The organism is Eoetvoesiella caeni (genome assembly GCF_003315175.1).
Classification (GTDB): Bacteria; Pseudomonadota; Gammaproteobacteria; order Burkholderiales; family Burkholderiaceae_B; genus Eoetvoesia; species Eoetvoesia caeni.
Map to the genome: position 1 here is coordinate 136171 of NZ_QNRQ01000003.1, position 24388 is coordinate 160558.

General features: G+C 61.1%; 21 protein-coding genes. 4 read left to right on the top strand and 17 right to left on the bottom strand.

Annotated features, from left to right (window positions below; translation table 11 throughout):
- Positions 1 to 62: 62 nt before the first annotated feature.
- The 10 genes from truA to DFR37_RS07270 form a co-directional block, all read right to left on the bottom strand.
- A complete protein-coding gene (gene truA / locus DFR37_RS07225; protein ID WP_113932563.1) occupies positions 63 to 881 on the bottom strand; it encodes a tRNA pseudouridine(38-40) synthase TruA in 819 nt (272 codons plus the stop codon).
- A 6-nt stretch (positions 882 to 887) separates the two neighbouring features.
- Positions 888 to 2429 (bottom strand): type IV pilus assembly protein FimV, encoded by a 1542-nt coding sequence (locus DFR37_RS07230; RefSeq protein ID WP_170139850.1) that lies wholly within the window; start codon positions 2427 to 2429, stop codon positions 888 to 890.
- A gap of 56 nt (positions 2430 to 2485) precedes the next feature.
- A complete protein-coding gene (gene asd, locus DFR37_RS07235) occupies positions 2486 to 3616 on the bottom strand; it encodes an aspartate-semialdehyde dehydrogenase (protein WP_113932565.1) in 1131 nt (376 codons plus the stop codon).
- Positions 3617 to 3659: 43 nt separating this feature from the next.
- Positions 3660 to 4736, bottom strand: coding sequence for a 3-isopropylmalate dehydrogenase (leuB, locus tag DFR37_RS07240; RefSeq protein ID WP_113932566.1), 1077 nt, complete (start codon positions 4734 to 4736; stop codon positions 3660 to 3662).
- Positions 4737 to 4845: 109 nt separating this feature from the next.
- The gene (gene leuD, locus DFR37_RS07245; protein ID WP_113932567.1) at positions 4846 to 5496 is read right to left on the bottom strand and encodes a 3-isopropylmalate dehydratase small subunit; all 651 of its coding nucleotides are present in this window, start codon (positions 5494 to 5496) and stop codon (positions 4846 to 4848) included.
- Positions 5497 to 5505: 9 nt separating this feature from the next.
- Complete coding sequence (gene leuC, locus DFR37_RS07250) at positions 5506 to 6909, bottom strand: 3-isopropylmalate dehydratase large subunit (RefSeq protein WP_113932568.1); 1404 nt, start codon at positions 6907 to 6909, stop codon at positions 5506 to 5508.
- 144 nt (positions 6910 to 7053) lie between these two features.
- The gene (locus DFR37_RS07255) at positions 7054 to 7884 is read right to left on the bottom strand and encodes a M48 family metallopeptidase (RefSeq protein ID WP_242341778.1); all 831 of its coding nucleotides are present in this window, start codon (positions 7882 to 7884) and stop codon (positions 7054 to 7056) included.
- Positions 7885 to 7919: 35 nt separating this feature from the next.
- Positions 7920 to 8984 (bottom strand): chorismate synthase, encoded by a 1065-nt coding sequence (aroC, locus tag DFR37_RS07260; RefSeq protein ID WP_113932570.1) that lies wholly within the window; start codon positions 8982 to 8984, stop codon positions 7920 to 7922.
- Positions 8985 to 9117: 133 nt separating this feature from the next.
- A complete protein-coding gene (locus DFR37_RS07265; RefSeq protein WP_113932571.1) occupies positions 9118 to 10578 on the bottom strand; it encodes a protein adenylyltransferase SelO in 1461 nt (486 codons plus the stop codon).
- Positions 10575 to 10964, bottom strand: a complete 390-nt coding sequence (locus tag DFR37_RS07270) for a DUF2069 domain-containing protein (protein ID WP_113932572.1) — start codon at positions 10962 to 10964, stop codon at positions 10575 to 10577. Before DFR37_RS07270 ends, DFR37_RS07265 begins: the two co-directional genes overlap by 4 nt.
- An 84-nt stretch (positions 10965 to 11048) precedes the next feature.
- Between DFR37_RS07270 and DFR37_RS07275 the strand changes: the two genes are divergently transcribed.
- Entirely contained in the window at positions 11049 to 12422 is a 1374-nt protein-coding gene (locus DFR37_RS07275; protein ID WP_113932573.1) for a YihY family inner membrane protein, read from the top strand.
- Positions 12416 to 12886, top strand: coding sequence for a CBS domain-containing protein (locus tag DFR37_RS07280; RefSeq protein ID WP_113932574.1), 471 nt, complete (start codon positions 12416 to 12418; stop codon positions 12884 to 12886). The genes DFR37_RS07275 and DFR37_RS07280 overlap by 7 nt, the downstream gene beginning before the upstream one ends.
- Positions 12887 to 13000: 114 nt before the next feature.
- Here the strand turns inward: DFR37_RS07280 and dusA are convergent, their stop codons facing one another.
- A complete protein-coding gene (dusA, locus tag DFR37_RS07285) occupies positions 13001 to 14014 on the bottom strand; it encodes a tRNA dihydrouridine(20/20a) synthase DusA (RefSeq protein ID WP_276330271.1) in 1014 nt (337 codons plus the stop codon).
- A 369-nt stretch (positions 14015 to 14383) separates the two neighbouring features.
- On the opposite strand from dusA, the gene DFR37_RS07290 reads away from it, so the two are divergent.
- Together DFR37_RS07290 and DFR37_RS07295 are read left to right on the top strand one after the other, a co-directional pair.
- The gene (locus DFR37_RS07290) at positions 14384 to 15352 is read left to right on the top strand and encodes a homoserine kinase (RefSeq protein ID WP_113932575.1); all 969 of its coding nucleotides are present in this window, start codon (positions 14384 to 14386) and stop codon (positions 15350 to 15352) included.
- Positions 15353 to 15489: 137 nt separating this feature from the next.
- On the top strand, positions 15490 to 16284 hold the full coding sequence (locus tag DFR37_RS07295; protein ID WP_113932576.1) for a BPSS1780 family membrane protein: 795 nt from the start codon (positions 15490 to 15492) through the stop codon (positions 16282 to 16284).
- 25 nt (positions 16285 to 16309) lie between these two features.
- Here the strand turns inward: DFR37_RS07295 and DFR37_RS07300 are convergent, their stop codons facing one another.
- The 6 genes from DFR37_RS07300 to DFR37_RS07325 form a co-directional block, all read right to left on the bottom strand.
- On the bottom strand, positions 16310 to 17158 hold the full coding sequence (locus tag DFR37_RS07300; protein ID WP_113932577.1) for a 3',5'-nucleoside bisphosphate phosphatase: 849 nt from the start codon (positions 17156 to 17158) through the stop codon (positions 16310 to 16312).
- A 33-nt stretch (positions 17159 to 17191) separates the two neighbouring features.
- Positions 17192 to 18115: an alpha/beta fold hydrolase gene (locus DFR37_RS07305; RefSeq protein WP_242341758.1), complete on the bottom strand. Its 924-nt coding sequence runs from the start codon at positions 18113 to 18115 to the stop codon at positions 17192 to 17194.
- Between the two features lie 119 nt (positions 18116 to 18234).
- Positions 18235 to 19479 carry a dihydrolipoamide acetyltransferase family protein gene (locus DFR37_RS07310; RefSeq protein ID WP_113932578.1) on the bottom strand — a complete coding sequence of 415 codons (1245 nt, stop codon included), beginning with the start codon at positions 19477 to 19479 and terminating at the stop codon, positions 18235 to 18237.
- Positions 19479 to 20525: an alpha-ketoacid dehydrogenase subunit beta gene (locus DFR37_RS07315; protein WP_113932579.1), complete on the bottom strand. Its 1047-nt coding sequence runs from the start codon at positions 20523 to 20525 to the stop codon at positions 19479 to 19481. Before DFR37_RS07315 ends, DFR37_RS07310 begins: the two co-directional genes overlap by 1 nt.
- A gap of 2 nt (positions 20526 to 20527) precedes the next feature.
- A complete protein-coding gene (locus DFR37_RS07320; protein ID WP_113932580.1) occupies positions 20528 to 21760 on the bottom strand; it encodes a 3-methyl-2-oxobutanoate dehydrogenase (2-methylpropanoyl-transferring) subunit alpha in 1233 nt (410 codons plus the stop codon).
- Positions 21761 to 21865: 105 nt separating this feature from the next.
- Positions 21866 to 24361, bottom strand: coding sequence for a DNA internalization-related competence protein ComEC/Rec2 (locus DFR37_RS07325; RefSeq protein ID WP_113932581.1), 2496 nt, complete (start codon positions 24359 to 24361; stop codon positions 21866 to 21868).
- Positions 24362 to 24388 lie beyond the last annotated feature (27 nt).

Consider the following 24388-nt stretch of genomic DNA (forward strand, 5'->3'; position numbering starts at 1 on the left):
AGGATACGAGCTGCGCGATAGCGCCATGTTTGTAAATCCCAGGAACCTGCATCCGGGCGTGCTTATGCCTCTTGGACGAAAGACCAGCCCAAATGTGTCATACATGCCAGACCTGCATCAAGCCGCGGCAGACCAAATTCAGCAGGGTATTCTACATCTGCCAGGTACAAGCCGTCAGGCGCGAATGTGGGCGCGGCCAGGCGCCGATCGCGCTGGGCCAGCAAGGCCTCTATCCAGCCTGGCTCCTGCCTGCCCTGGCCGATATACAGCAAGGCCCCCATAAGATTGCGCACCATGTGATGCAAAAAGGCATTGGCCGTGAACGTGAATATGAAATATTCGCCGTGCTGGCGGATATCGAGCGTTTGCACGGTACGCACAGGGCTGGCCGCCTGGCACTGCGACGAGCGGAAACAACTGAAATCGTGCTCGCCCACAAGCATGGCCGCCGCCATGCGCATGGGCGCCAGCTCCAGCGGATGATAAACCCAGCCCACACGCCTATCGAGCAGCGGCGTTCGTACACGGCTGTTGCGCACCGCGTAAACATAAGTACGCGACATGGCCGAAAAGCGCGCATGGAATTCGTCGGATACCGGCTGCGCCCATTGCACCGCAACCGTATCGGGCAGCAAGGCATTCAAGCCACGTACCCAGGATTCGGTACGCCGCAGCGCGGCAGTGTCTATATGAACGACTTGCGCCAAGGCATGCACGCCGGTATCGGTGCGGCCGGCGCAAATTGTGGGAACGGCCGGCGCCGCGGCAAACCGGCGCAGCGCGGCCTCGAGTGTGTCTTGCACGGTACGGCCGTTGGGCTGAGTTTGCCATCCCTGCCAGGCAGAGCCATCGTAAGCAAGCCCTAGGGCCATACGGGGCATGAGGAGCTACTTGGTCTCGGTTACAGGCGGCTCGCGCAGGTCCAGATTGATTTTATCGAGCTGCTCTTGAACCATGGCCTCGGTAACGGGCGACGCGGGATCATCGTCGTCGCGCGCGGCGTTGGCCCGGCGCAAGACCCAGGCAATAATCAATACGGCAAGTGCCAACAGGGCCGTAACGACGCCCAATAAATGTTCTTGAAACCACGACACGGACTGACCTGCCTTGTTCGATGCGTTATTAACGGTATTGTTAGTGGAAGAGTCCGATGCCCCGGCGGCGCCATTGCCGCCGGCTTGCGACGGCGATGCGGCGCCGGATGCCGTAGGACCCCCTGCTTGCCCCGGCTGAGCCGCCGCAGGCGGTGCGGAAGAACCGGAAGCGGACGAAGACGCAGGCGAGGAGCCTGCGGCCGCGGGACCCGTCGCGGCTGCGGCGGTATCCGCGGCTGCCGTACCTGCGGTTGTACCCGAATTATCGGTCAGGCTGCTGGCCGCATCGGTAAGAGTCTGCCCAAGACCAGTTGCGCCGTCCACCACCGCGTCTTTGGCCGCTTGTCCCTGGGCTTGCAATGCCTGATTCAAATTTTTAACGTTTTGCTCAAGCTGCGAAACCCGTTCTTGCGATTCGGCAAGATTCTTGCCCGCGGCTGTGCGTTCGTCGTCGGTTTTGTCCGGCGACGATCCGCTGGACAGGACAAGCTTGTCTTGTGCCCGGGCGGAGTTTTGGTCCGCAGCGCTTCCGGCGCCAGCTTCGGAGACCCCGCCTTTTGTCGCCGCCCCGCCCGTTACCGCCTGCCCTTGGCGCCCCGCCACGCCTTGGCGGTATTGCTCGAACTCTTGGGCGTGGCGCTGAAAAATACGGCGCGCCTCGCGATCGGAAACCGCCGTGAGTTCAGCCATGCCGGGCATTTGCAGCGTTGCGCCGGCTTTGACCAGATTGACATTGCCGTTGATGAACGCCTGGGGATTGGCGCGTTGCAGGGCAATCATCATTTGATAAACGCTTGCCTGCGGCACCGCATGGCGGCGCGCTATGGAAAACAACGTATCGCCGCGGCGCACACGAATGGTTTGCACCTGCGCGCCTGGCGATGCAACTGCCGAACCGGCGGCCTGGCCCGGACCCTGGCTTGAAGACGACCCCGGCGCCTGCGCGGCGGCGCCCGTCTGCACCGGTGCCAGGATGCTTACCTGATACTGCTGGCGCCCGGAGGCGGTTTGGACATTGAGCAGCAGATCGGCCACCGGCCCGTTGAACGGCTGGCTGGAGCTGACCTGTATAGTCTTGGCGCTGGCCCGGGCGCCATCGACCAATTGAAACTGCAGCGTGGCAGGATCGACCGGAGGAACCAGCCCCGCCTGCTTCCAGTCGGCCAGCGGCGCTGCGCTGACCGCGAAAGACTGTATGTCTTGCCGCGTAAGCTGGGTAACCGGCACGGCCACCCGCAGCGGCTGATTTTGCTGGGAAACAATGCGGGCATGGCCCAGTTGCGCCGCGTATGCCGTTGAACACATGGCCGCCGCAGCGGACAAGACCAGAACCATTGGAGCGGTTCGAGACAAGAATGTATTCGCGACTACGCAACGTGTCTTCTGCATTGTTAGAGTTCACCCAAAGTTATACGCAGCATGCGGCGAAGCGGCTCGGCGGCGCCCCACAGCAATTGATCGCCTACAGTGAAGGCGCTGAGGTATTCCGGACCCATGGACATTTTGCGCAAGCGGCCCACAGGGATGTCCAGCGTACCGGTCACAGCCACGGGCGTCAATGCGTTCATGGTTGCATCGCGTTCGTTGGGAATGATTTTGGCCCATTTGGAGCCTTCGCGCAGCATGTCGTTGATTTCATCGAGCGGCACGTCGCGCTTGAGCTTGATGGTCAGGGCCTGGCTATGGCAGCGCATGGCGCCGATGCGTACACACAAGCCGTCGATGGGTGTGGGCGCTGTACCGAAGGCTTCGCCGCGGCCCAGGATCTTGTTGGTCTCGGCTTCGGCCTTCCATTCTTCGCGCGACACGCCATTGCCCAGGTCTTTGTCGATCCAGGGAATCAGGCTGCCCGCCAGGGGAACGCCGAAATGGTCGCGCGGCATGTCTTCCAGGCGTTGGGTGGCCAACACACCACGGTCGATTTCCAAAATGGCCGACGCCGGATCGTCAAGCAAAGGCTTGACCGACACATTCAGCAAGCCGAACTGCGTCAGAAGTTCGCGCATGTGCTGGGCGCCGCCGCCGGACGCCGCCTGATATGTCATGCTGGTCATCCATTCAACCAGATCATTATTGAACAGGCCCGACAACCCCATAAGCATGCAGCTGACCGTGCAGTTGCCGCCGACGAAATTCTTGACGCCGCGGCCCAGGGCCGCATCGATGACCGGGCGGTTTACCGGGTCGAGCACAATGATGGCATCGTCGGCCATGCGCAAGGTGCTGGCCGCATCGATCCAGATACCGTCCCAGCCGGCATCGCGCAGCTTGGGATAGACCTGGGTGGTGTAGTCGCCGCCCTGGGCGGTCAGGATGATAGGCAGCTTTTTAAGAGCCTGAATATCGTAGGCGTCTTGCAAAGGCGCGGCGCCTTCGGCCCAGGCCGGCGCTTTGCCGCCAGCGTTGCTGGTGGAAAAGAACACGGGTTCGAATAGAGAGAAATCATTTTCGTCGCGCATGCGCTGCATGAGGACCGAGCCCACCATGCCGCGCCAGCCGACCAAACCTACTGCTTGGCTCATGTTGCTGTCACTTAAAAAGATAAAAATTCAGGCATTAATTGTTTTATTTTAACGCCTTCAGCACGGCATCGCCCATTTCCGAGGTAGAAACGCGGGTTGTACCCGGCTCGAAGATGTCGGCGGTACGCAAGCCTTGCTGCAAAACGGCCTGCACAGCTTCTTCGATTTTGTCGGCTCGTCCCGCCTCGTTCAGGGAATAGCGCAGCAGCATGGCCGCCGACAGAATCGTGGCCAGCGGGTTCGCTATATTCTTGCCCGCGATGTCCGGCGCCGAGCCGTGGCTGGGTTCGTACAGCCCCTGGTTCGAAGCGTTGAGCGAAGCCGAAGGCAGCATGCCGATGGAACCTGTAAGCATGGCCGCTTCATCGGAAAGAATGTCGCCGAACAGATTGCCGGTAACGACCACGTCGAACTCTTTAGGAGCGCGCACCAGTTGCATGGCGGCGTTGTCCACATACATGTGGGAAAGCGCCACATCGGGGTATTCGCGTGCCACCTCAATGACGGTGTCGCGCCAGAACTGCGAAGTTTCCAGCACATTGGCCTTGTCGACGCTGCACAGCTTCTTGCTGCGCTTTTGCGCGGCCTGGAACGCGACATGCGCAATGCGGCGCACTTCGGATTCGGCATAGTGCATGGTATCGAAGCCCTGGCGCTCTCCCTTGAAGGGGCCGTCGGCGACTTCGCGCACGCCGCGCGGCTGGCCAAAGTAGATATCGCCGGTCAGCTCGCGGACAATAAGAATGTCCAGGCCGGACACCACTTCAGGCTTGAGCGAAGAAGCATTGGCCAACTGCGGGTACAGGATGGCGGGGCGCAAATTGGCAAACAGGCCCAGCGCCTTGCGCAAGCCCAGAATGGCTTGCTCCGGACGCAGCTCGCGGGCCAGGGAGTCGTACTTCCAGTCGCCCACGGCGCCAAACAGGATGGCGGCCGACTCCTTGGCCAGGTTCAACGTGGATGCGGGCAAGGGATGGCCATGGACATCGTAGGCGGCGCCGCCCACGGGTTCGGTATGCAGTTCCAGGTCCAGGCCTAGCGCGCCCAATACGCGTACGGCTTGTTCGGTAATTTCCGGGCCGATGCCATCACCGGGTAATACGGCTATCTTGTGTGCCATTTGTTTTCCATTGATCTTGGGCATTCAAAGGCCGGATCGAGTTGTCTAACTCTTATCCGGCCGGCCCTGTTTATATAAATTGTTTAGAACTACTCGGCAAGCTGCCCGTTTATTTACCGGCGCTGCCTACCAGCCAAGGACTGCGTGCCAGGCGGTCGGCCTCGAAGGCCCGAATCTTGTCGCTTTTTTTCAAGGTCTGGGCAATGTCGTCCAGGCCATTCAGCAGGCAATGCTTGCGAAACGGCTCGACGTCGAATGCCAGTTCGCGGCCTTCAGGCGTAATTACCACTTGGCGCCCCAGGTCGATGCGCAAACGATAGCCTTCTTGCGACTGCACTTCGTCGAACAGGCGGGCGACTTCGGCCTCGGGCAGCACGATAGGCAAAAAGCCGTTCTTGAAGCTGTTGTTAAAGAAGATATCGGCATACGAAGGCGCAATCACCGCGCGAAAGCCGAACTGCATCAAGGCCCACGGTGCGTGTTCGCGGCTGGAGCCGCAACCGAAGTTCTGGCGCGCCAGCAACACCGAAGCACCCGCATAGCGCGGCTTGTTCAGCACAAAGTCCGGATTGAGCGGACGTTTGCTGTTGTCCATGCCCGGTTCGCCGTGGTCCAGATAGCGCAGCTCGTCGAACAGATTCGGCCCAAAACCCGTACGCTTGATGGACTTGAGAAATTGCTTGGGAATAATGAGGTCGGTGTCGACGTTTTCGCGGTCCAACGGAGCCACCAGGCCGTCATGGGTAGTAAACGCTTGCATTATGGCTTCCTATTGAAAAGTTCTGACATCGACGAAGTGGCCGGCTATGGCCGCGGCCGCCGCCATGGCCGGGCTGACCAGGTGCGTGCGCCCGCCCTGGCCCTGGCGGCCTTCGAAATTGCGGTTGGAGGTCGAGGCGCAACGCTCGCCGGGTTCGAGGCGGTCGGCATTCATGGCCAGGCACATCGAACAACCAGGCTCGCGCCATTCAAAGCCTGCGTCCAGGAATATCTTGTCCAGCCCTTCTTGCTCGGCCTGTTGCTTTACCAAGCCGGAGCCCGGCACAACCATGGCCTGCTTCACGTTCTTGGCCACATGCTTGCCGCGCGCCACGGCGGCGGCCGCACGCAAGTCTTCGATGCGTGAGTTGGTGCAAGAGCCGATGAACACACGGTCGATAGCAATGTCGACCAACGGCGTGTTTGGTTTCAGGCCCATATATTGCAAGGCTCTTTCCATGCCGCCGCGGCGCACTTCGTCCTTTTCCTGTGCCGGGTCCGGCACACTGGCGTCGACCGCCAGCACCATTTCGGGCGATGTTCCCCAACTGACCTGGGGCTGTATCCGGCTGGCATCGATCTCGACCACGCGGTCGAACTGCGCGCCTTCGTCGCTGTGCAAGGTGTTCCAGTATTGCACGGCCTGGTCCCAGGCTGCTCCCGTGGGCGCATAAGGGCGGCCGCGGAAATATTCTATGGTTTTGTCGTCGACGGCCACCATGCCCGACCGCGCCCCGGCTTCGATGGCCATATTGCAGACCGTCATGCGGCCTTCAACCGACAGCGACTGCACCGCCTTGCCGCCGAACTCGATGGCGTAGCCCGTGCCGCCGGCCGTACCGATCTGGCCGATGATATACAAAACCAGGTCCTTGGCCGTACAGCCGAAAGGCAAGTCGCCTTCGACCCGGACCAGCATGCTTTTATTTTTCTTCATGAGCAGGGTCTGGGTAGCCAGCACATGCTCGACCTCGGAGGTACCAATACCGAAAGCCAGGGCGCCGAAAGCGCCATGCGTGCTGGTGTGCGAATCGCCGCAAACCACCGTCATGCCCGGCAAGGTTGCGCCCTGCTCGGGTCCGATGACGTGCACAATGCCCTGGCGCAAATCATTCATGCGAAATTCGGTAATGCCGAAGGTTTCGCAGTTTTCGTCCAGGGTATCGACCTGCAGGCGCGAAATGGGATCTTTGATGCCTTCGCTGCGCGCTGTCGTGGGCACGTTGTGGTCGGCAACCGCCAGGTTGGCGCTGATGCGCCAGGGCTTGCGGTCGGCCAGAGCCAGGCCTTCGAATGCCTGGGGACTGGTCACTTCGTGCAAAAGATGCCGGTCGATGTAGATCAGGCAGGTGCCGTCGGACTCTTGATCCACGACATGCGCATTCCATAATTTATCGTACAGGGTCTGGGCCATAGCTATGCTCTTGAAATATCTGGATGAATGGGGCTGTTTTCGCAGCCGACGCACTTATTATGCCAGTCTTTCAACCTAGTACAAGAAGACTGTATATACTAGTACTACCAGTACTATTCTGCGGCCTGCCGACCGGCATTACCGCTATTTGCGGGCTTGCTGGTACAACGGCATCATTTGCTGGGCTATGGCCTGCAAATCTGCAATCCGCGTCTGCGCCGACGGGTGGGTCGAAAGGAATTCCGGTTGGCCGCCCCCGCTGCTGGCAGCGTCCATTTTTTGCCACAAAGTCACCGCGGCGGCAGGGTCGAACCCGGCCCGCGCCGCCAGCTCCACGCCAATCCGGTCGGCCTCGGTTTCGTGGGTTCGGCTATTGGGCAAGGTAAACATGACTTTGGTCAACGAACTGCCCAGATCGGCCGAAGCCTGGCTGCCCGTAATGGCCGACAATACCGACAAACCGACATTCGCAGCCATTTGCTGCGAAACCTGCTCGCGCGCGTGTTCGCGCAAGGCGTGGGCTATTTCGTGGCCAATCACCGCGGCCAATTCAGCGTCCGTAGGCTTGAGGGTGTCTATCAGCCCACTGTACACCGCAATCTTGCCGCCCGGCATGCACCAGGCGTTGATCTCGTCCGACTTCAAGACGTGGGTTTCCCACTGCCAGCCCGAGGCGTCGGGACGAAACACGCCCGCCTGCGCGATCAAACGCTGGGCGATGCCTTTGACCCGCGCCGCCTGCGCGCTGTTCACATCCAATGCATTTTGCCCCCGGGCCTGCGTCATCAGCGCGCTGTACTGCTGGGCCGCTTCCTGGTCGAGCGCAGCTTCGGAAACCAGGCTGGACATGTATTGCTTGCGCTCGACGCCTACCGCACCCGACTGCGTCGTCTGCACGGCGGCGCAGCCCGCTGCCAGCACCGCCGCGCCGCACACTGCGGCCAATTGGGCGCGAGGACGTAAGATTGCGAGTATTTTCATGGAGTTCCCTTTTAAAAAAGCGGACACACTCAGCTTGCACCGCACTGCGCCCTGTTGCGCAAAGCATGGTCCATCAGCACGATGGCCAGCAATGCCTCGACAATAGGCGTTGCCCTTATCCCGACGCATGGATCGTGACGCCCCAAAGTCTGGACTGCGACGGACTCCCCGGCGCGATTCACCGACTGGCGTTCGATCCGGATGCTGGAGGTCGGCTTGATGGCCAGCGACACCGTAATGGGCTGGCCGGATGAAATGCCTCCGAGTATCCCGCCGGCATTGTTGCTTAAGAAACCCGTCGGAGTGATCTCGTCGCCGTGCTCCGAGCCGCGCTGCTCGATACTGGCGAAGCCGGCACCTATCGATACGCCCTTGACTGCGTTCAAGCCCATCATCACGTGGGCAATGTCGGCGTCGAGCCTGTCGTACAAGGGTTCGCCCCAGCCCGCGGGCAGATTTTCGGCCACGGCTTCAATGCGCGCGCCGATGGAGTCTCCGTCTTTGCGCAATTGATCCATGAAGGCCTCGAGCTGAGGCACTATCGAAGCGCAAGGCGCGTAAAAAGGATTGCGCGGGACTTCGTCCCAGGACTCGAATGGAATGGCGATAGGTCCCAATTGGCTCATGTAGCCGCGCACCACTGTGCCATAGGTTTGAGCCAGCCATTTCTTGGCAATGGCGCCGGCGGCCACCGAAGGAGCTGTCAGGCGGGCCGAAGAACGCCCCCCGCCGCGCGGATCGCGCTCGCCGAACTTGCGCCAGTAGGTGTAGTCGGCATGGCCGGGCCGGAAAGTATCGGCAATATTGCTGTAGTCCTTGCTGCGGGCGTCCGTGTTGCGGATAAGCAGGCCGATGGGCGTGCCCGTAGTCACGCCTTCGTATACGCCCGACAGGATTTCCACTTGGTCGGCTTCCTGGCGCTGAGTCACGTGGCGCGACGTGCCTGGCCTGCGCCTGTCCAGTTCGAGCTGAATGTCGGCTTCCGACAAAGGCAGGCCCGCAGGGCAGCCGTCGACCACCGCGCCTATGGCCGGGCCATGAGATTCGCCGAAGTTGGTGACACAGAAAAGTTTACCGAGGGTATTGCCAGACATAGTTTTTATACAAGAAGAGAGAACAAAGCCATCAAGCGTGGAGAAAAGCCGCTAGCCCTTGAAAGCCGGCCGGTTGGCGGAAAAAGGCGGTGCGCCAAGAAAAACCGATACGAAAACAGCCTCAATTATGACATCAGGACGAACAACTGACCTCCAGATGGCAGGCCCACTCGGGCGCAACCTGGGCATAGGCGTCGTAGCCCGGCTGCTCGGTAAAGGGAGTGCGCAACAGCTTGATCAGGGTTTCGATCTCGCCTGCGTCGTCGGCCTGCGCCGCCTGGATCGCCTGTTCGGCCAAATGATTCCTGAGCACATACAGCGGGTTGGCGGCCAGCATGGAGGCAATGCGCTCGTCTAGCGGGCGCTCTTCGCGTTCCAGGCGCTGCGCGTACAAAGCCAGCCAGGCCTGCGCCGCCGCCGGCTCGGAAAACAGCTCCAGAAACGACTGGGGGTCGCTCAAGGCGTGAGCCAGGCGCCGAAATGCAAGTGTAAAGTCGGCGCGCTGCGAATGCAGCAGGCGCCACCATTCGTCAACCAGCTTGTCGTCGCCGTCAAGCCACCGCAGCCAGCCGAATTTGCGCACCAGATTAGCTTGATAGGCCTCTATGAATCGGGCTTCATAGCCTTGCAGTTCGGCGCGCAAAGCATCGGCTTCCACGCCCAGGCCCGTCAAACTGCTGGCCAAGCGGTATAGATTCCAGTGCACGACCGAAGGCTGGGCATTCCAGGCATAGCGTCCCTGGGTATCGGTATGGTTGCAAACGTGGTCGATCTGGAATCCATCCATGAACCCGTAAGGGCCGTAATCCATGGTCAGCCCAAGAATGGACATATTGTCGGTATTCATGACCCCGTGGCAAAACCCCACGGTTTGCCAATCGGCCACCATTTTGGCCGACCTGGCGATGACTTCGCGCAAAAAGCGCAAGGCGGTCTCGTTATTGTCGCCCTGCCGGCATTCGGGATAGAACTTGTCGACCACATAATCAAGCAGGACTTGCAGGTTTTCGGGGGTGGAGCCCCAGTGCTCGAACGAGCCAAAACGAATGAAGCTTGGCGAGATGCGCGTAACCACCGCGGCGCGCTCCACTGTTTCGCGGTAAACGGGATCGTCGCCGACCACCAGCGCCAACGCACGTGTCGTGGCAATGCCCAGGCCCGCCATGGCTTCGCTGGCCAGGTATTCGCGCACCGACGACCGAATTACCGCGCGCCCATCGCCCATGCGCGAATATGGGGTCCGCCCCGAGCCCTTGAGCTGAATTTCCAGGCTGCCCCCGGGCGCCTGGACCTCGCCAAGCAAGTGGGCCCGCCCATCACCCAACTGCCCCGCCCAGACGCCGAACTGATGGCCGCTATAAACGGCGGACAGGGTTACTCCGCCGGGCAAAGGCGCCGTGCCCGCGCAGACATCAAGAAACTCTTGCGTGGACAGCGCGGCGCTGGACAAGCCCAGCATGGCGGCAACTTCGGCATTGGCGTGCAATAGCCTGGGCCGCTGCAAGGGTTGGGTCGGCAACTTGGTATAGAAGGCCGAAGGCAACTGAGCGAACGAATTGAAAACCGTCAACTCGCGGAGGCTGTCTGCGCTCATGGCAACTCTTTTAACGATTGCTGCCTTGCCTTGGCTGCCTTTTTTGCGGGATAAAGATACAAAACGGCACACAAATAAAAAGTCAGCGACAAAATAATTTCCAGCCACGCCATGGCAACCGACGCCGCCGCCGGGTCGGAATAGGCACGCACCACACCTTCCATGAAATACAGCAGGATAAGCATTGACGACCATTGCAGCGTATAGAGGCTGCCTTTGAGCACTCCGCGCAAAGGCAGCAGCAAGGGCAGGGCCTTCAACACCAAAAGCGAACCGCCGGGCTTCAAGGGCGCGACGCCAAGCTCCCACACCAGGCACAGGGCAATTAGAGCGACAAGACTGAAAGACGCGCCGTAACGCAGCGCAGGATTAAGTTGGGTATTCATACTGGTATTATTACTCGAATCCAGAGTCGCGGCACGCGGCCGGCACCAGGGCATGCACAAAGCCTGTCACACCGAAGTCGATCCATGAACGCCACAGACCACTCCGATGCCCCGCCCGAAACCCTGACGCTGGCCCAGCGGGCACGGACCTGGCTGATCGACGCCAACAAGGTCTTGCGCTATGCCGCACAAAGAGCCGGCGAAAAGAAACTGACGCAGGTCGCATCCAGCCTTACTTTCACCACCGTGCTGGCCATCGTGCCCATACTGGCGGTGGTTCTTTCGCTGTTCACCGCTTTTCCGCTGTTTTCTGACTTCAAGGTTGCACTGGAAGGCTTTCTCAGCAGCAGCCTGATGCCCCCCACCGTGTCGGACACGGTCATGAACTACCTGAATCAATTCGCCGCCAAGGCCTCGGGCCTGACCACCATCGGCGCGGCATTCCTGCTCGTCGTGTCCATTATGCTGATCATGACCATCGACACAGCCTTCAACGATATCTGGCATGTCGAGCAGCAGCGCCCGATGCGCCAGCGCATGCTGGTCTACTGGGCCATCATTACCCTGGGGCCCATTCTGGCTGGCGCCAGCCTTTGGACCACCTCGTACTTGGCCCGCGAGTCGCTGGGACGCGTGCAGGAAATCGCCCCTGCCATCAGTTTTGCTCTGTCGATAATTCCGCTGCTTATTACCGGCCTGGGTTTTGCGGCCTTGTTCGTCTGCGTGCCCAACAGGCAGGTCTACTGGCGCGACGCCCTGGCCGGAGGCTTCGGCACCGCCATCGTGCTGGAGGTCATGAAAGCCGGCTTCTCGCTTTACATTACCAACTTCCCGTCCTACACCATTATTTACGGCGCTTTTGCCACGCTGCCGATTTTCCTGCTGTGGATTTATCTTTCGTGGTTGTCGGTGCTGTTCGGTGCAACGGTGGCCGCCACCCTGCCCTCGCTGCGCCTGCGCCGATGGGAAGAAAGCCGCCAGCCCGGCGCCGCCTTCGTCGACGCGGTCAATGTCATGCGCGTATTGCGCAATGCGCAAAGCACGCCGCTGCCGGGACGCAGCCTGCGCTTTCTTAGCGCGCACCTGCGCCTGCCGGTCGAAGAATTGCTGCTGGTGCTGCGAACCCTGAAAAAGCTGGGGTATGTGGTGCCGACCCATGAAAAGGGCAGCGAATTGTGGGCCTTGACTTGCGATGTGCGCGAAACCGACCTGGGACGCATCATCGATGCGCTGCTTATCGACCGCAGCCAGATAGGACTGCTGGAAGACCCGAGTTTGCTCGACGCCGTCTCCGCCTCGTTGGCGCAATCGCCTCCGGTTGCGCTGGCCGACATTCTCGACGAGACTGAACACAAGAAAACCGGCCCGTCCCACGAAACGCTACCCCAAAGCAGCGTTATGAGGCAAAATAGATCAAAAGGAAACACACGACACGAATCAGGAGGCCAGTCATGTTGAAAGTTAGCGAAATACTGCGGGTCAAGGGACATACCCTGTACACCGCCACCCCTGACACGTCAATTCTCCAAGCGCTCGAAACCATGAGCGAACAGGACATTGGTTCCCTTGTCATCATGGAACACGGCGAACTGGTCGGCATGCTTACCTTTCGCGAAATCATCCGCCACCTGCACGACAATCATGGTGTAACCGGCCCCAACACCGTGCGCAGCATCATGGACGACGCTCCCGTCAGCGTTACGCCCAACACCGGCGCCGACGAAGTGCAGCGCCTCATGCTCGACAAGCACGCGCGCTATATGCCCGTCATGGATGGCCCCGTCCTTCAAGGAGTCATCTCCTTCTACGACATGGCCCAAGCCATCGTGGCCGCACAGCAATTCGAAAACACCATGCTCAAGGCCTATATCCGCGACTGGCCCGGCGACCACACCGACAGCGAAGCCCGCGAACACAGCTAGCCCTGTAGCGGCGCAGCGTGGGGGTCCCCATTTTGCCGCCGGGCCGCCCCAAGGCAAAATGCGCCCCCTCGGGGAGCAGCAAGCTGCGCAGCAGCGCAGCGTGGGGGCTCCCCTCTATTCAGATTGCATGACCAGGGCCGCCCAGGCCCGTTCTATCAATTGCCCATCGTTGGCAGCCAATTGCGTCGAATCGGACAGCGTTCTGCGCCAATGGCGCGAGCCTGCGCGCCCGTTCATCCAGCCCAGCATGGGCCGCACGACAACCCGCAAAGGCACGCCTTTCTTGACTTCGCTGTCGGCATACCGCGCCATGGCATGCACGATCTGCCCAGGTTCCGGTATGACGACATCCGGGTCGCATAGCCGCGACAGCTCCGACAGGACGCCGGGATTGTGCCAGGCGGCGCGCCCAAGCATTACCCCGTCGAATTCTTCCAGCAGGCCGTAGGCCTGCGCAGGCTGCGCAATGCCGCCATTGAGCACGAAGCGGCAATCTGGAAAGTCGGCCTTGAGCCTGGCCGCCATGTCGTAGCGCAAAGGCGGAATCTCGCGGTTGTCCTTGGGGCTTAAGCCCTTCAAGACGGCATTGCGCGCATGCACGATAAAAACGCGACACCCCACCGTATACAGTGCACCGACAAAGTCGCGCGCAAAATCGTAGGAATCGTCGTAGTCCAGCCCCAGCCGGTGCTTGACCGTAACCGGCACCGACACGGCGTCCTGCATGGCCTTGATGCAGTCGGCGACCAATGCCGGCTCGGCCATCAGGCAGGCGCCAAAAGCTCCCTTTTGAACCCGTTCTGAGGGGCAGCCGCAATTAAGGTTGACTTCATCGTAGCCCCACTGCTCTCCAAGTCTGGCGCAGTCGGCCAGCGCTTGCGGTTCGCTGCCGCCCAGTTGCAGGGCTACAGGCTGCTCCGCCTCGTCGAAATACAGATGCCGGTCCACCTTGCCGCGTAGCAAGGCGCCGGTCGTGATCATCTCGGTATAAAGGCGCGCCTTCGGCGCCAGCAGGCGATGAAAGTAGCGGCAGTGCTTGTCCGTGACGTCTATCATGGGCGCCACGCAGACGCGCCAGTCCTGTTCTGCCCCGGAAAGATGTTCGGGGCCGGACTGGTTTGCCGCAATAAGCGGAAGGTCGGGAGTTGCAGGAATATTCACAAAAAAACCGATAAAAGAATAGCGTGGTGTACCGTCCAGGGGATGGCCTGGCGTACCGTCCGCCGCCCCGAACAGCCGGAAGACAGGGCAGACTTATGACGCAGCAATGCGGATTTTAACGTCTGTGCGAGCAAACAGCACCGGATAGGTCCGGGCAACCCGGCAGACGGGATGCCGCATGGCTTATGATGCATACGCGCCTGCCCATCCTGGTCTAAAATCGATGGCCCGCACAGGACGGATCCGCCTTACCCTGCGGACTGCGCCTGGTTTTCGCGCAGAACGAACCGGCCCTCGTCAACGGGCCTTTATTTAATTTTACCGAGCTTGCAGCCTATGGCCGTTTTTACTACCGTCAGCGACGACGATGCCCGCGAGTTACTCACTCGCTATACGCTGGGCGAATTGGTGGCATTGCGCGGGATTACCGCCGGCATCGAAAATACCAACTATTTTCTGACGACGACCCAGGGCGAATACGTACTGACCCTGTTCGAGGTCCTGACCGCCGAGCAACTGCCGTTCTACATCGAGCTCATGCACCATCTGGCCGATCAGGGCATTCCTGTGCCGCAACCCCAAACACAAGTCAACGGCAAGCGCCTGACTACCTTGCACGACAAGCCCTGCGCCATCGTCAGCCGCTTATCGGGCGGCTATGAGCCCGAGCCGGGGCCTGCGCATTGCGCGCTGGCGGGCGAGACTCTGGCCCGCGCCCACTTGGCTGCACGGACATTCGGCATCCGTCAGCCCAACCTGCGCGGCTTGAGCTGGTGGCAGCAAACCATTCCCCAGGTGCTGCCATTCCTGGGCGCGCAACAGGCCGAACTGATCCAGACCGTACTCGACGAACAAACGCGCTTCGCCGACAGCGATATATACAAGGCCTTGCCCTTCGGGCCGGCTCACTGCGACTTGTTTCGAGACAATGTGCTGTTCGATGGCACGTTCGAAATGCCCAAGATGGGCGGCTTCATCGATTTTTATTTTGCCGGATGGGACACGTGGTTGTTCGATGTCGCCGTTGCCGTGAACGACTGGTGCATCGACCGCAACACCGGCGCCTTCGAGCTGGCTAAACTGCGCGCCTGGCTGCAATCCTACAGCGCGGTACGGCCTTTTACCGCCGAAGAAAAGCTGGCATGGCCCACCATACTGCAAGCGGCAGCCCTGCGTTTCTGGGTATCCAGGCTATTCGACTACCACCTGCCCCGCCCGGCCCAAACCCTCAAGCCGCACGATCCCCGCCATTTCGAGCGCGTCCTGCGCGAACGCCGCCAAGACGCGGCCCATGCATTACCATAACGATTGCGCAGCAGCGCAGCGTGGGGGCACTTATTTTGCCGCCGGGCCGCCCCAAGGCAAAATGCGCCCCCTAGGGGGCAGCGAACCGCGTAGCGGTGAAGCGTGGGGGCACTTATAAATAGGAATAGAGATCAAGTATGCAAGCAGCAACACTCCCGTTTTCAAGCGGTTGGCGATGGATACAGGACGGGCTTGATATCTTCAAGCGCCAGCCCCTGGCCATGCTCTTCTGGAGCCTGATGACGGGCCTGATTATTACCGTGGCGTATCTTATCCCGCTATTCGGGCAAATGGCATTGATCGCCGCCATGCCCATTCTGACGTTCATCACCCTCAATTCCAGCCGCAACATTATCGCGGGCAAGCAGATGATGCCCGGCATGTGGCTGGCCCCGCTGCGCGACCGCGAAGCCAGGCGCAGCCTGATGCGCCTGGGAATGGCCTATCTGATCTGCTGCCTGCTGGGCGGCTTCCTGGCCACCTTGCCCTTCATGAACGAACTGGTGGCCGCCGTGCGCACCGACGGCAGTATCGACGAAACGGCGCTGCTGCAAGCCATACGGAGCCCGTTCATTACTTTCGGCGTACTGTATTTGTTGATCTCCGCCCTGTTCTGGCATGCGCCGGCGCTTATAGGCTGGCATCGCATCAAGCTGATCCAGGCCTTGTTTTATTCCATGGTTGCCTGCTGGCGCAATAAATGGCCGTTCTTGCTGTACGGCGTCAGCTGGGGTGCCATTTTCCTGGCTGCACAGCTTCTGGCCAATATGCTGGTCGGCCTGGGGCTTGGCACGGGCGTCGTCCAGCTTATCCTGACCCCGGTCAACCTGGTTCTGGCGGCCATCCTGTACTGCAGTTTTTATCCCACCTACATGAGCGTGTTCGGCGTCAACTACCCCACCCAGGATCCGACCGAAACACCTTTCGCTTGAAAAGAAAGCGGTGACGGCTGGCCCATCATACCCAGTCGTGCCATACCGGCTTCAGGTCCACCGCCAACGGAGGCATGCTTCCCAGGTCGATGCGGCTTTCAGCCGGCGCATGGAAATCCGAACCGCGCGAGGCCAAAAAACCATAACGCTTGGCGATGCCTGCGTATTCGCGGTACTGATCCGGACTATGGCTGCCGGTGACGACTTCAATGCCCTCGCCCCCCAATTGCTTGAACTCGTCGAACAAAGCGCCAAACTGTACGGGCGTATATAAATAACGTCCCGGATGAGCCAAAACTGCGCGCCCGCCGGCCTGGATTATCCACGAAACCGCATCGGCCAGACTGGACCAGTGCACCCGCACATAGCCCGGCTTGCCATCGCCCAGATAGCGATTGAAGACATCCTGCATCGTTTTGCAAGCGCCTTGCTCGACCAGATAGCGGGCGAAATGCGTGCGGCTGAGTAAACCCGGGTTGCCGGCATAGCGCAGGGCTCCTTCATAGCTGTTTTCGATGCCCAATGCCTCCAGGCGCTGCGCCATCTCGCGGGCCCGTTCAATGCGGCCGGCCCGGATACCGTTCAGCCCCTGGTTCAAAACCGGATGGTCGGGGTCTATGTTCAGGCCCACCACATGCACCGTCTGTTTGGCCCACGTTGCAGAAACCTCGACCCCGGGAATGAATGTCATCCCCAGGGCTCGAGCCGCGCTGCCCGCTTCGGCCAGGCCTGACAGCTCGTCGTGGTCGGTAAGCGACCACATTTGGACACCGTTATCGCGAGCACGCTGCGCAAGCACGGCGGGCTCGAGCACACCGTCCGAAATACGGGAGTGGCAATGCAGGTCTGCGTTGATTTGGTTTGTTTGACTCATATACGTATCGTAACCGAGGCCATTCCTGCCGGTTCAGTCGTCCAGCAAAAACTGCACGATGGGCTGTATCTGGCTTTGTGATTGAAGGGTAGGCGCATGTCCCACATCGGGAAACTGCACCAGGCGCGCATTTGAATTGCGCTCCAGCATTTCCTGTGCGGCCCCGGGCGAGAGCAAATCGGATTGTTCGCCCCGGATGATAAGTATAGGCGCGGCAATGCTTTGGTATGCCGCCCATAACACGAGTTCGGCCGCCTCGATGCTGGCAGGGCTTTGTAAAGCCATGGGCTCGGCCATGCGCACATCATAGTGCTTGATCCAGTGGTCGCCCTGGCGATTGAACACATGGCGGGTCAGTTGCTCCCATTGCTGCGGCGTATGCTGGCCAAAGCCGGCGGAAACCGAACGCACATACTCCACGGCCTGCGCAAAACTATCGAACTGAGGGCTTTTGCCGACGTACTCGACGATTCTGCTCAAGCCGTCGATACTCAGTTGCGGGCCCACATCGTTCAGAATCAGCTTGTTCAAACGCACTGTCTGTTCGGGCGCCAGGCCGAACGCGCCGCGATCCGGGCGCTGGGCGGCCGACATGGCCAAGGCGCCGGCAAGTCCCAGTGCGATCAAGCCACCCATCGAGGTTCCCAGCCAATCCAGCCGTGAAGGCTCCAGGCGCGCGATAAGGGTAAGCATGTCGGAAACATACTGGGGCACGGAGTAGCCGGACGGATTGACCAGCCAATCGGACTTGCCCCGACCGACCACATCGGGGCAAACCACCCGGAACCTGTCGCACAGGGTCCGGGCTATGTCGTCGAAGTCCCGGCCGGTACGGGTAAGCCCATGCACGCACAACAGCACGTCGCCATTGGCCGGATCGCCCCATTCCCAATAAGCCATGCGATGCGTGCCGGCGGGGCTTGCGCACATTACATACTTGAGACGTGGTTCGGACATGGCAATTCCTGGCGGGAGCAAAGAATCGATGGTAAACCGATTAAGCCCATCGTGCCTACCGGCGAGGAGATTGCCAAGGGGTAGCGGCCTGTTGCGTTTCCAAAGCTGGCCGCACCGGCTTACTCCAGGAACAGCGTCGCCGGGCATTCCAGATAGCCGCGCACCGCCTGGATGAACCCCGCGGCGTATGCCCCGTCGATGATGCGATGATCGAACGAAGACGAGATATTCATGATCTTGCGCACTGCGATACGGCCTGAAACAACCATGGGGCGCTGGACGATCTTATTCAGGCCGACAATTGCCACTTCAGGGTAATTGACGATGGGCGTCGATACGATGCCACCCAGCGCGCCCAGGCTGGTCAGGCTGATTGTGGCTTCGCCCAGATCCTGGCGCGTGATCTTGCCCGTACGCGCCAGCTCGCCCATGCGTGCGATCTCGGCGGCGCAAGACCAAAGCCCATGCCCTTCGACACCGCGCAGCACCGGTACCACCAGACCCTCCGCGGTCTGCATTGCAACGCCGGCATGTACCGTGCCGTAATGCGTAAGCGTCTGCGCCGCATCGTCGTACCGCGCATTCACTTGCGGATATTCGCGCACGGCCAGCGCCATGGCGCGCAGCACGAAAGGCAGCAGCGTCAAATGGCCGCGCTCTTGTTCCCAGGAGCCATTCAAGCGCACACGCAAAGCCTCGAGTTCGGTGACGTCGACTTCTTCGACATAGCTGAAGTGCGGAATATGCTGCATGGCTCGCTGCATGTTCTGGGCGATTTTTCGGCGCAGCCCTGTCACCGGCGTAACCAGGCCCTCATCCGGCTTGACCTGGTCATTGCCCGGCATGGGCTTTTGCAAGCCGGTTGTTGCTTCCATGACACGCACCTTGCCTGGCCGCGCTTCCTTGCCGCCTTCAGCGCTTGGCCCGCTATCCGGCCCGGTCCGAACCCAGGCATCCAGGTCCTCGTGCAGCACCCTCCCGTCCGGCCCGCTGCCCTGCACATCGCCAAGTGCAATGCCGGCCTCGCGCGCCTGCCGCCGTACAGAAGGCGAAGCCAAGGGCTTGTCCGCGATACCGTTGCCCTGCTTCTTGCCTGTTTCATCCGCCGGGGCCGGGGCGTCGTCCAATATGGCGATCCGCAGCAGATCCGAGCCGACCGCCACGACCTCGCCTTCCTTGGCGTTGATCTGCTCCACCTTGCCGCGCACCGGCGACGGTATTTCCACCGCGGCCTTGTCGGTCATGATGTCGGCCAGGCCCTGGTCTTCGACGACATCGTCCCCCACGCGGACATGCCACTTGATGACTTCTACCTCGGCCACGCCTTCGCCGATATCAGGCACCTTGATTATATGTGTCGACATCAGGCGGCCTCCATGCTGCGCTTGAATGCCGCCGCCAGGCGGGCCGGTCCGGGAAAATAGGCCCACTCCTGCGCATGCGGATACGGCGTGTCCCAGCCGGCCACCCGTTCTATCGGCGCTTCAAGATGATAAAAGCAGTGCTCCTGAACCAGGGCCGCCAGTTCCGCGCCAAAGCCGCTGCTGCGTGTCGCCTCATGCACGACAACGCAACGGCCGGTCTTCTTTACCGACTTCACGAGTGTGTCCAGGTCGAGCGGCCAAAGGCTGCGCAGGTCGATGATTTCAGCGTCGATGCCAGATAGCTCGCACGCGGCTTGCGCCACGAACACCATGGTGCCGTAGGTCAACACCGTCAGGGCGCGGCCTGGGCGGAACACCGCGGCGGACTCCAGCGGCACCGAGTAATATCCCAGGGGTACGTCGGCCAGCGGATGACCCGACCAGGGCACGACGGGCTTGTCGTGATCGCCGTCGAACGGCCCGTTATACAGCCGTTTCGGTTCAAGAAAAATAACCGGATCGTCGCTTTCGATAGCCGCTATCAACAAGCCTTTGGCGTCAAACGGATTGGAAGGCATGACGGTGCGTAGCCCGCTGACGTGCGTAAACAGGACTTCCGGGCTCTGGCTATGGGTCTGGCCGCCGAATATCCCGCCGCCGCAAGGCATGCGTATGGTCATGGGCGAGGTGAACTCGCCGGCCGAGCGGTAGCGCAAGCGCGCGGCTTCGGAAACGATCTGGTCCATGGCCGGATAGTAGTAGTCGGCAAACTGGATCTCGACCACCGGGCGCAAGCCGTAAGCCGCCATGCCGACGGCCGCACCGACAATACCGCTTTCCGATATCGGTGCATCAAACACCCGCGTGCGTCCGTGCTTTTCCTGCAGCCCCTCGGTGCAGCGAAACACACCCCCGAAAAACCCCACGTCCTCGCCGAACACCACCACGTTCTCGTCGCGCGTCAGCATGATGTCCATGGCCGAACGCAAAGCCTGGACCATGGTCATGGCGGCAGTTTGCTTCAGGTCGTCTGTCTGGGCCGCCATGGCTATTCTCCAAGCTGCGCGCGCTGACGCTGCAAATGCGCGGGCATGTCTTTATAGACGTCCTCGAACATGGAGGCCACATCGGGCGTGCGCCCCGCCGCCAGCGAACCATGGCTTTCAGCCTCTTTCTGGGCCGCGGCGATTTCAGCTTCAAGTTCCTTTGCAACACGCTGATGTTCTTGTTCCGACCAGGCTCCCAGGCGCTCAAGGTGTTTTCTCAGGCGCGGAATCGGGTCGCCCAGCGGAAAATTTTCCCAATCGTTCTCGGGCCGGTAGCGCGAGGGGTCGTCGGAAGTGGAATGCGCGCCGCCCCGGTAAGTGACCCATTCGATCAAGGTCGGGCCGATATTGTTGCGCGCCCGCTGCGCCGCCCAGCACGAGGCGGAATAGACTGCCAGGAAATCATTGCCGTCGACCCGCAGGGAAGCAATGCCGCTGCCTATGCCGTGCGCTGCGAACGTGGTGTCTTCGCCGCCGGCTATGGCCTGGAAGGTCGAAATAGCCCATTGGTTGTTGACCACATTCAAAATCACAGGCGCACGATACACGTGGGCGAATATCAAGGCCGAATGAAAGTCGGACTCGGCCGTTGCCCCGTCGCCTATCCACGCCGAGGCAATGCGGGTGTCGCCCTTGATGGCCGACGCCATGGCCCACCCCACCGCCTGGATGAACTGCGTCGCCAGATTGCCTGACAGCGTAAAAAAACCGAAATCGCGCATGGAGTACAGCACCGGCAGTTGCCTGCCCTTGAGCCTGTCGTTTTCGTTGGACAGCAGCTGGCAGATAATGTCGACCAGCGGCGCATTGCGCGCCATCAGGATGCTTTGCTGGCGGTACGAACAAAAACACATATCGTCCAGGTTCAGCGCCAGCGCCTGCGCGACGCCCACGGCTTCCTCCCCCAGGCACTGAATGTAGAACGACATTTTCTTCTGGCGCTGGGCTATCAGCATGCGCGCATCGAACATGCGCGTCTTCATCATGGCGCGCATGCCGGTTTTCAGAACATCGGTGTCCACGTCGGGCACCCATGGCCCCACGGCGCAACCTTCGTCGTCGAGCACGCGGATCAACGTATAGGCCAGGTCGGTGAGTTCGGCAGCGGATGAATTGACAGGAGGCCGGCGCGCCTGGCCGGCGGGCGCCAGCCGCAAATACGAGAAGTCGCTGGGATGGCCCGGACGCCCGGCGGGCTCGGGCACATACAGGGCCAAAGGAGGTTGTAAGCTCATGACTGCTCCTTCCGGGTAAGAAGTTGCACTGGTCTTTGCTGCCTTTGTACTTGCTATTCTAACGCCGTATGGGCCGGACCAATGCAAGGCTTACGCCTTTTGCGGTCAGCGGCCCTGCCAATAGCGCTTGCGCATATGGCGCACGCTTTGCGCGACCAGGCCCTGGCTACGCGACTGAACCTGTACTGCGCCATCCCGGTCGGTACGCCAGAATTGCACGCCCGCATCCTCCCACCGCCGCTGAACCTTGGGATGGGGATGACCGTACCGATTCCATGCGCCCGCCTGCGCGATGGCATGGCCTGCCTGCACGCCGTTCACGAATTGCACGGCGGACGAGCCCAGCGAACCATGATGGGCCACCGCCACCACATCCACACCGGCAAGCCCGCGATCCAGCAAGGCGCGCTCTTGCGCCGCGGCAATGTCGCCGGTCAGCAAAATGGAGTGATGCCGCCCGCGTATGCGCAGTACACAGCTGCGATCATTGGACTTGCGCGACTTGCCCTTGCGCGCTTTATTCGGCTCCGTTCGCAACGGCCACAAGAACTCGAACGCCACGCCGTCAACCTGCCAGGCCGCGCCATACTCGCACGCCGTCATGGCCAGCGGCAAAGACGGCAGCTGCCCTGGCAGTCCAAGCAAACCGGCCTCCCGCTTCAGGTAGGCCTGCAAATCGAACGAGCTGTACGACTGCTTCACGGGCGCGGCGGCCAACAGGCTGCGGACGCCGCCCGCATGGTCGATATCTGCGTGCGAGACCACCAGCACATCGATATTGTTTTCGCCTTGAGCCCGCAAGAAGGGCCAGACGATGCGCGCGCCGGCGTCGGATTGTGGACCGCTGCGCAGCCCGGTGTCGAACACCAGGACGTGATTGGCCGTTTGTACGACAAACGACGCGGCCTGACCGACATCCAAAGCATGCAGATTCCAGCCGCCTGCCGACGGGCGCTCGGGGCGCCAGAACAAAGCCGGCAGCATCAACAGCCAAGCGGCGTGGCGCATCGGCAAGCCGTAAGGCAGGATGGCCGCCAACAGGCCAAGCACGGCGGCAAGGCTCATCCAGGCAGGCGCGGCCGCAACGTTGACGCTGGCCAATTCAAGCCGGGTCAGCCATACCGTAGGATGCATCAATGCCTCGAGCACGGCATGGCCCAGCCAGGCCGCCCACGCGGCGGCAAATTCCAGCCCCGGAATAAAGGCAAGCAGGGCCAGCAGCAGCGACAAAGGCGTAACCAGCAAGGTCACCAACGGAATGGCATACGCATTGGCCAGGGGCGAGACCAAGGAGACCTCGTTGAACAGCAAAGCCAGCAAAGGCAAAAGCGCCACGGTTATCGCCAGTTGCAAAGCCGTTGCCGAAACAATAAAAAGCCAGGCGGCCCGCAGCCGCGAGCGCCCTGCTTTACGCATCTGCCGCCCCCACCATGCGCCGCTGGCCATCAATACCCACACCGCGCCGAAAGACAGCCAGAAGCCGCTGGCCAGCATCGCCCAGGGGTCCAGCAGCACCACTGCCAGCGCTGCCGGGCACAACACCCGGGACGCCGCAAGCCTCATCCGAAAAATATGCGCCAGCGCCAACACCGCAAGCATCAGGAAGGTGCGCCGCGCCGGCACGCCCCAGCCCGCCAGCAGGCAATACAGCCAGGCAACCCCCAGCGCGGCCAGCGCCGCCACGATTTGAGCCGGTATATATTCCGCCAGCATGCGCCGGTTCCACCGTGCTCGGCGCCACAACCAGAATGCTGTCAGTCCGCCGACCGCGGCTATCATCGTGATATGGCCCCCGCTGATTGCAATCAGGTGGCTTAAGCCGGCACGGTTGAATACCTGCCAGTCCGCGGCGTCTATCGCCGCCTGGTCGCCGATGCTCAATGCCAGCAGCACCGGACCATAACGCATGCCCTCCAGAAAAGGGCTTGCCGCCGTCCGTACCCGGTGTCGCATGCGCTGGGCGGCGATGGGCAGACTGGCCCAGGGCCGGTCTTCGAGCAACACCGGCGTGCCCCGCACACTGCCCGTCGCCCGGATGCCTTGCGCAAAAAGATAGCCCTCGTAGTCGAAGCCATGCAAATTGCGGGCGCCGTGCGGACGCTTCAAGGTCAAGGTCATACGCCATACCTGCCCCGGCGCAAGCTCGGGAAAATCGAAAGCCGGGGCATTGAAGCGCCCGTAGGGGCCGGAATGGCCCGGCGCACCCCAGGACACTTGGATGCGCGACGGCACGCCAGTTGGGCGGGACGAAATGACGTCGGCTTCGAACATACGGCTATCGGCGTCCAGGCGGACCAGGCCGGCCACTTGCAACACCACACGCGCGACCTTGTTTTGATTGTCTTCGGTCAATTCGTCGGCCAACCTCTGCTGGGCCATGGCAACCGTATAGGCCAGGCCGAACCAGGCCGCCCATAGTGGAACCAGCCAGCGCCAGGACAAGATGCGACGCCGACCCGGAGGCGCCGCCAGCGAAGCCAGCGAAAGCGCGGCCAATACAGCCATGGCGAACCCAAGCGTTTGCGTGCGCGGCAGACAAGGCAAGCCCTGCACGGCACCCGAGGCAAGCAAAAATGCCAGTATGCTCACGCGCCCTGTCACTACGCCCTCCAAAAAAAGGACAGCATA

Excerpts from the sequence above, each read along its gene's own strand:
- truA (WP_113932563.1), bottom strand. The coding sequence starts at position 881 with ATGCCCCGTATGGCCCTAGGGCTTGCTTACGATGGCTCTGCCTGGCAG.
- DFR37_RS07230 (WP_170139850.1), bottom strand. The coding sequence starts at position 2,429 with ATGGTTCTGGTCTTGTCCGCTGCGGCGGCCATGTGTTCAACGGCATAC.
- asd (WP_113932565.1), bottom strand. The coding sequence starts at position 3,616 with ATGAGCCAAGCAGTAGGTTTGGTCGGCTGGCGCGGCATGGTGGGCTCG.
- leuB (WP_113932566.1), bottom strand. The coding sequence starts at position 4,736 with ATGGCACACAAGATAGCCGTATTACCCGGTGATGGCATCGGCCCGGAA.
- leuD (WP_113932567.1), bottom strand. The coding sequence starts at position 5,496 with ATGCAAGCGTTTACTACCCATGACGGCCTGGTGGCTCCGTTGGACCGC.
- leuC (WP_113932568.1), bottom strand. The coding sequence starts at position 6,909 with ATGGCCCAGACCCTGTACGATAAATTATGGAATGCGCATGTCGTGGAT.
- aroC (WP_113932570.1), bottom strand. The coding sequence starts at position 8,984 with ATGTCTGGCAATACCCTCGGTAAACTTTTCTGTGTCACCAACTTCGGC.
- DFR37_RS07265 (WP_113932571.1), bottom strand. The coding sequence starts at position 10,578 with ATGAGCGCAGACAGCCTCCGCGAGTTGACGGTTTTCAATTCGTTCGCT.
- DFR37_RS07270 (WP_113932572.1), bottom strand. The coding sequence starts at position 10,964 with ATGAATACCCAACTTAATCCTGCGCTGCGTTACGGCGCGTCTTTCAGT.
- DFR37_RS07275 (WP_113932573.1), top strand. The coding sequence starts at position 11,049 with ATGAACGCCACAGACCACTCCGATGCCCCGCCCGAAACCCTGACGCTG.
- DFR37_RS07280 (WP_113932574.1), top strand. The coding sequence starts at position 12,416 with ATGTTGAAAGTTAGCGAAATACTGCGGGTCAAGGGACATACCCTGTAC.
- DFR37_RS07290 (WP_113932575.1), top strand. The coding sequence starts at position 14,384 with ATGGCCGTTTTTACTACCGTCAGCGACGACGATGCCCGCGAGTTACTC.
- DFR37_RS07295 (WP_113932576.1), top strand. The coding sequence starts at position 15,490 with ATGCAAGCAGCAACACTCCCGTTTTCAAGCGGTTGGCGATGGATACAG.
- DFR37_RS07300 (WP_113932577.1), bottom strand. The coding sequence starts at position 17,158 with ATGAGTCAAACAAACCAAATCAACGCAGACCTGCATTGCCACTCCCGT.
- DFR37_RS07305 (WP_242341758.1), bottom strand. The coding sequence starts at position 18,115 with ATGTCCGAACCACGTCTCAAGTATGTAATGTGCGCAAGCCCCGCCGGC.
- DFR37_RS07310 (WP_113932578.1), bottom strand. The coding sequence starts at position 19,479 with ATGTCGACACATATAATCAAGGTGCCTGATATCGGCGAAGGCGTGGCC.
- DFR37_RS07315 (WP_113932579.1), bottom strand. The coding sequence starts at position 20,525 with ATGGCGGCCCAGACAGACGACCTGAAGCAAACTGCCGCCATGACCATG.
- DFR37_RS07320 (WP_113932580.1), bottom strand. The coding sequence starts at position 21,760 with ATGAGCTTACAACCTCCTTTGGCCCTGTATGTGCCCGAGCCCGCCGGG.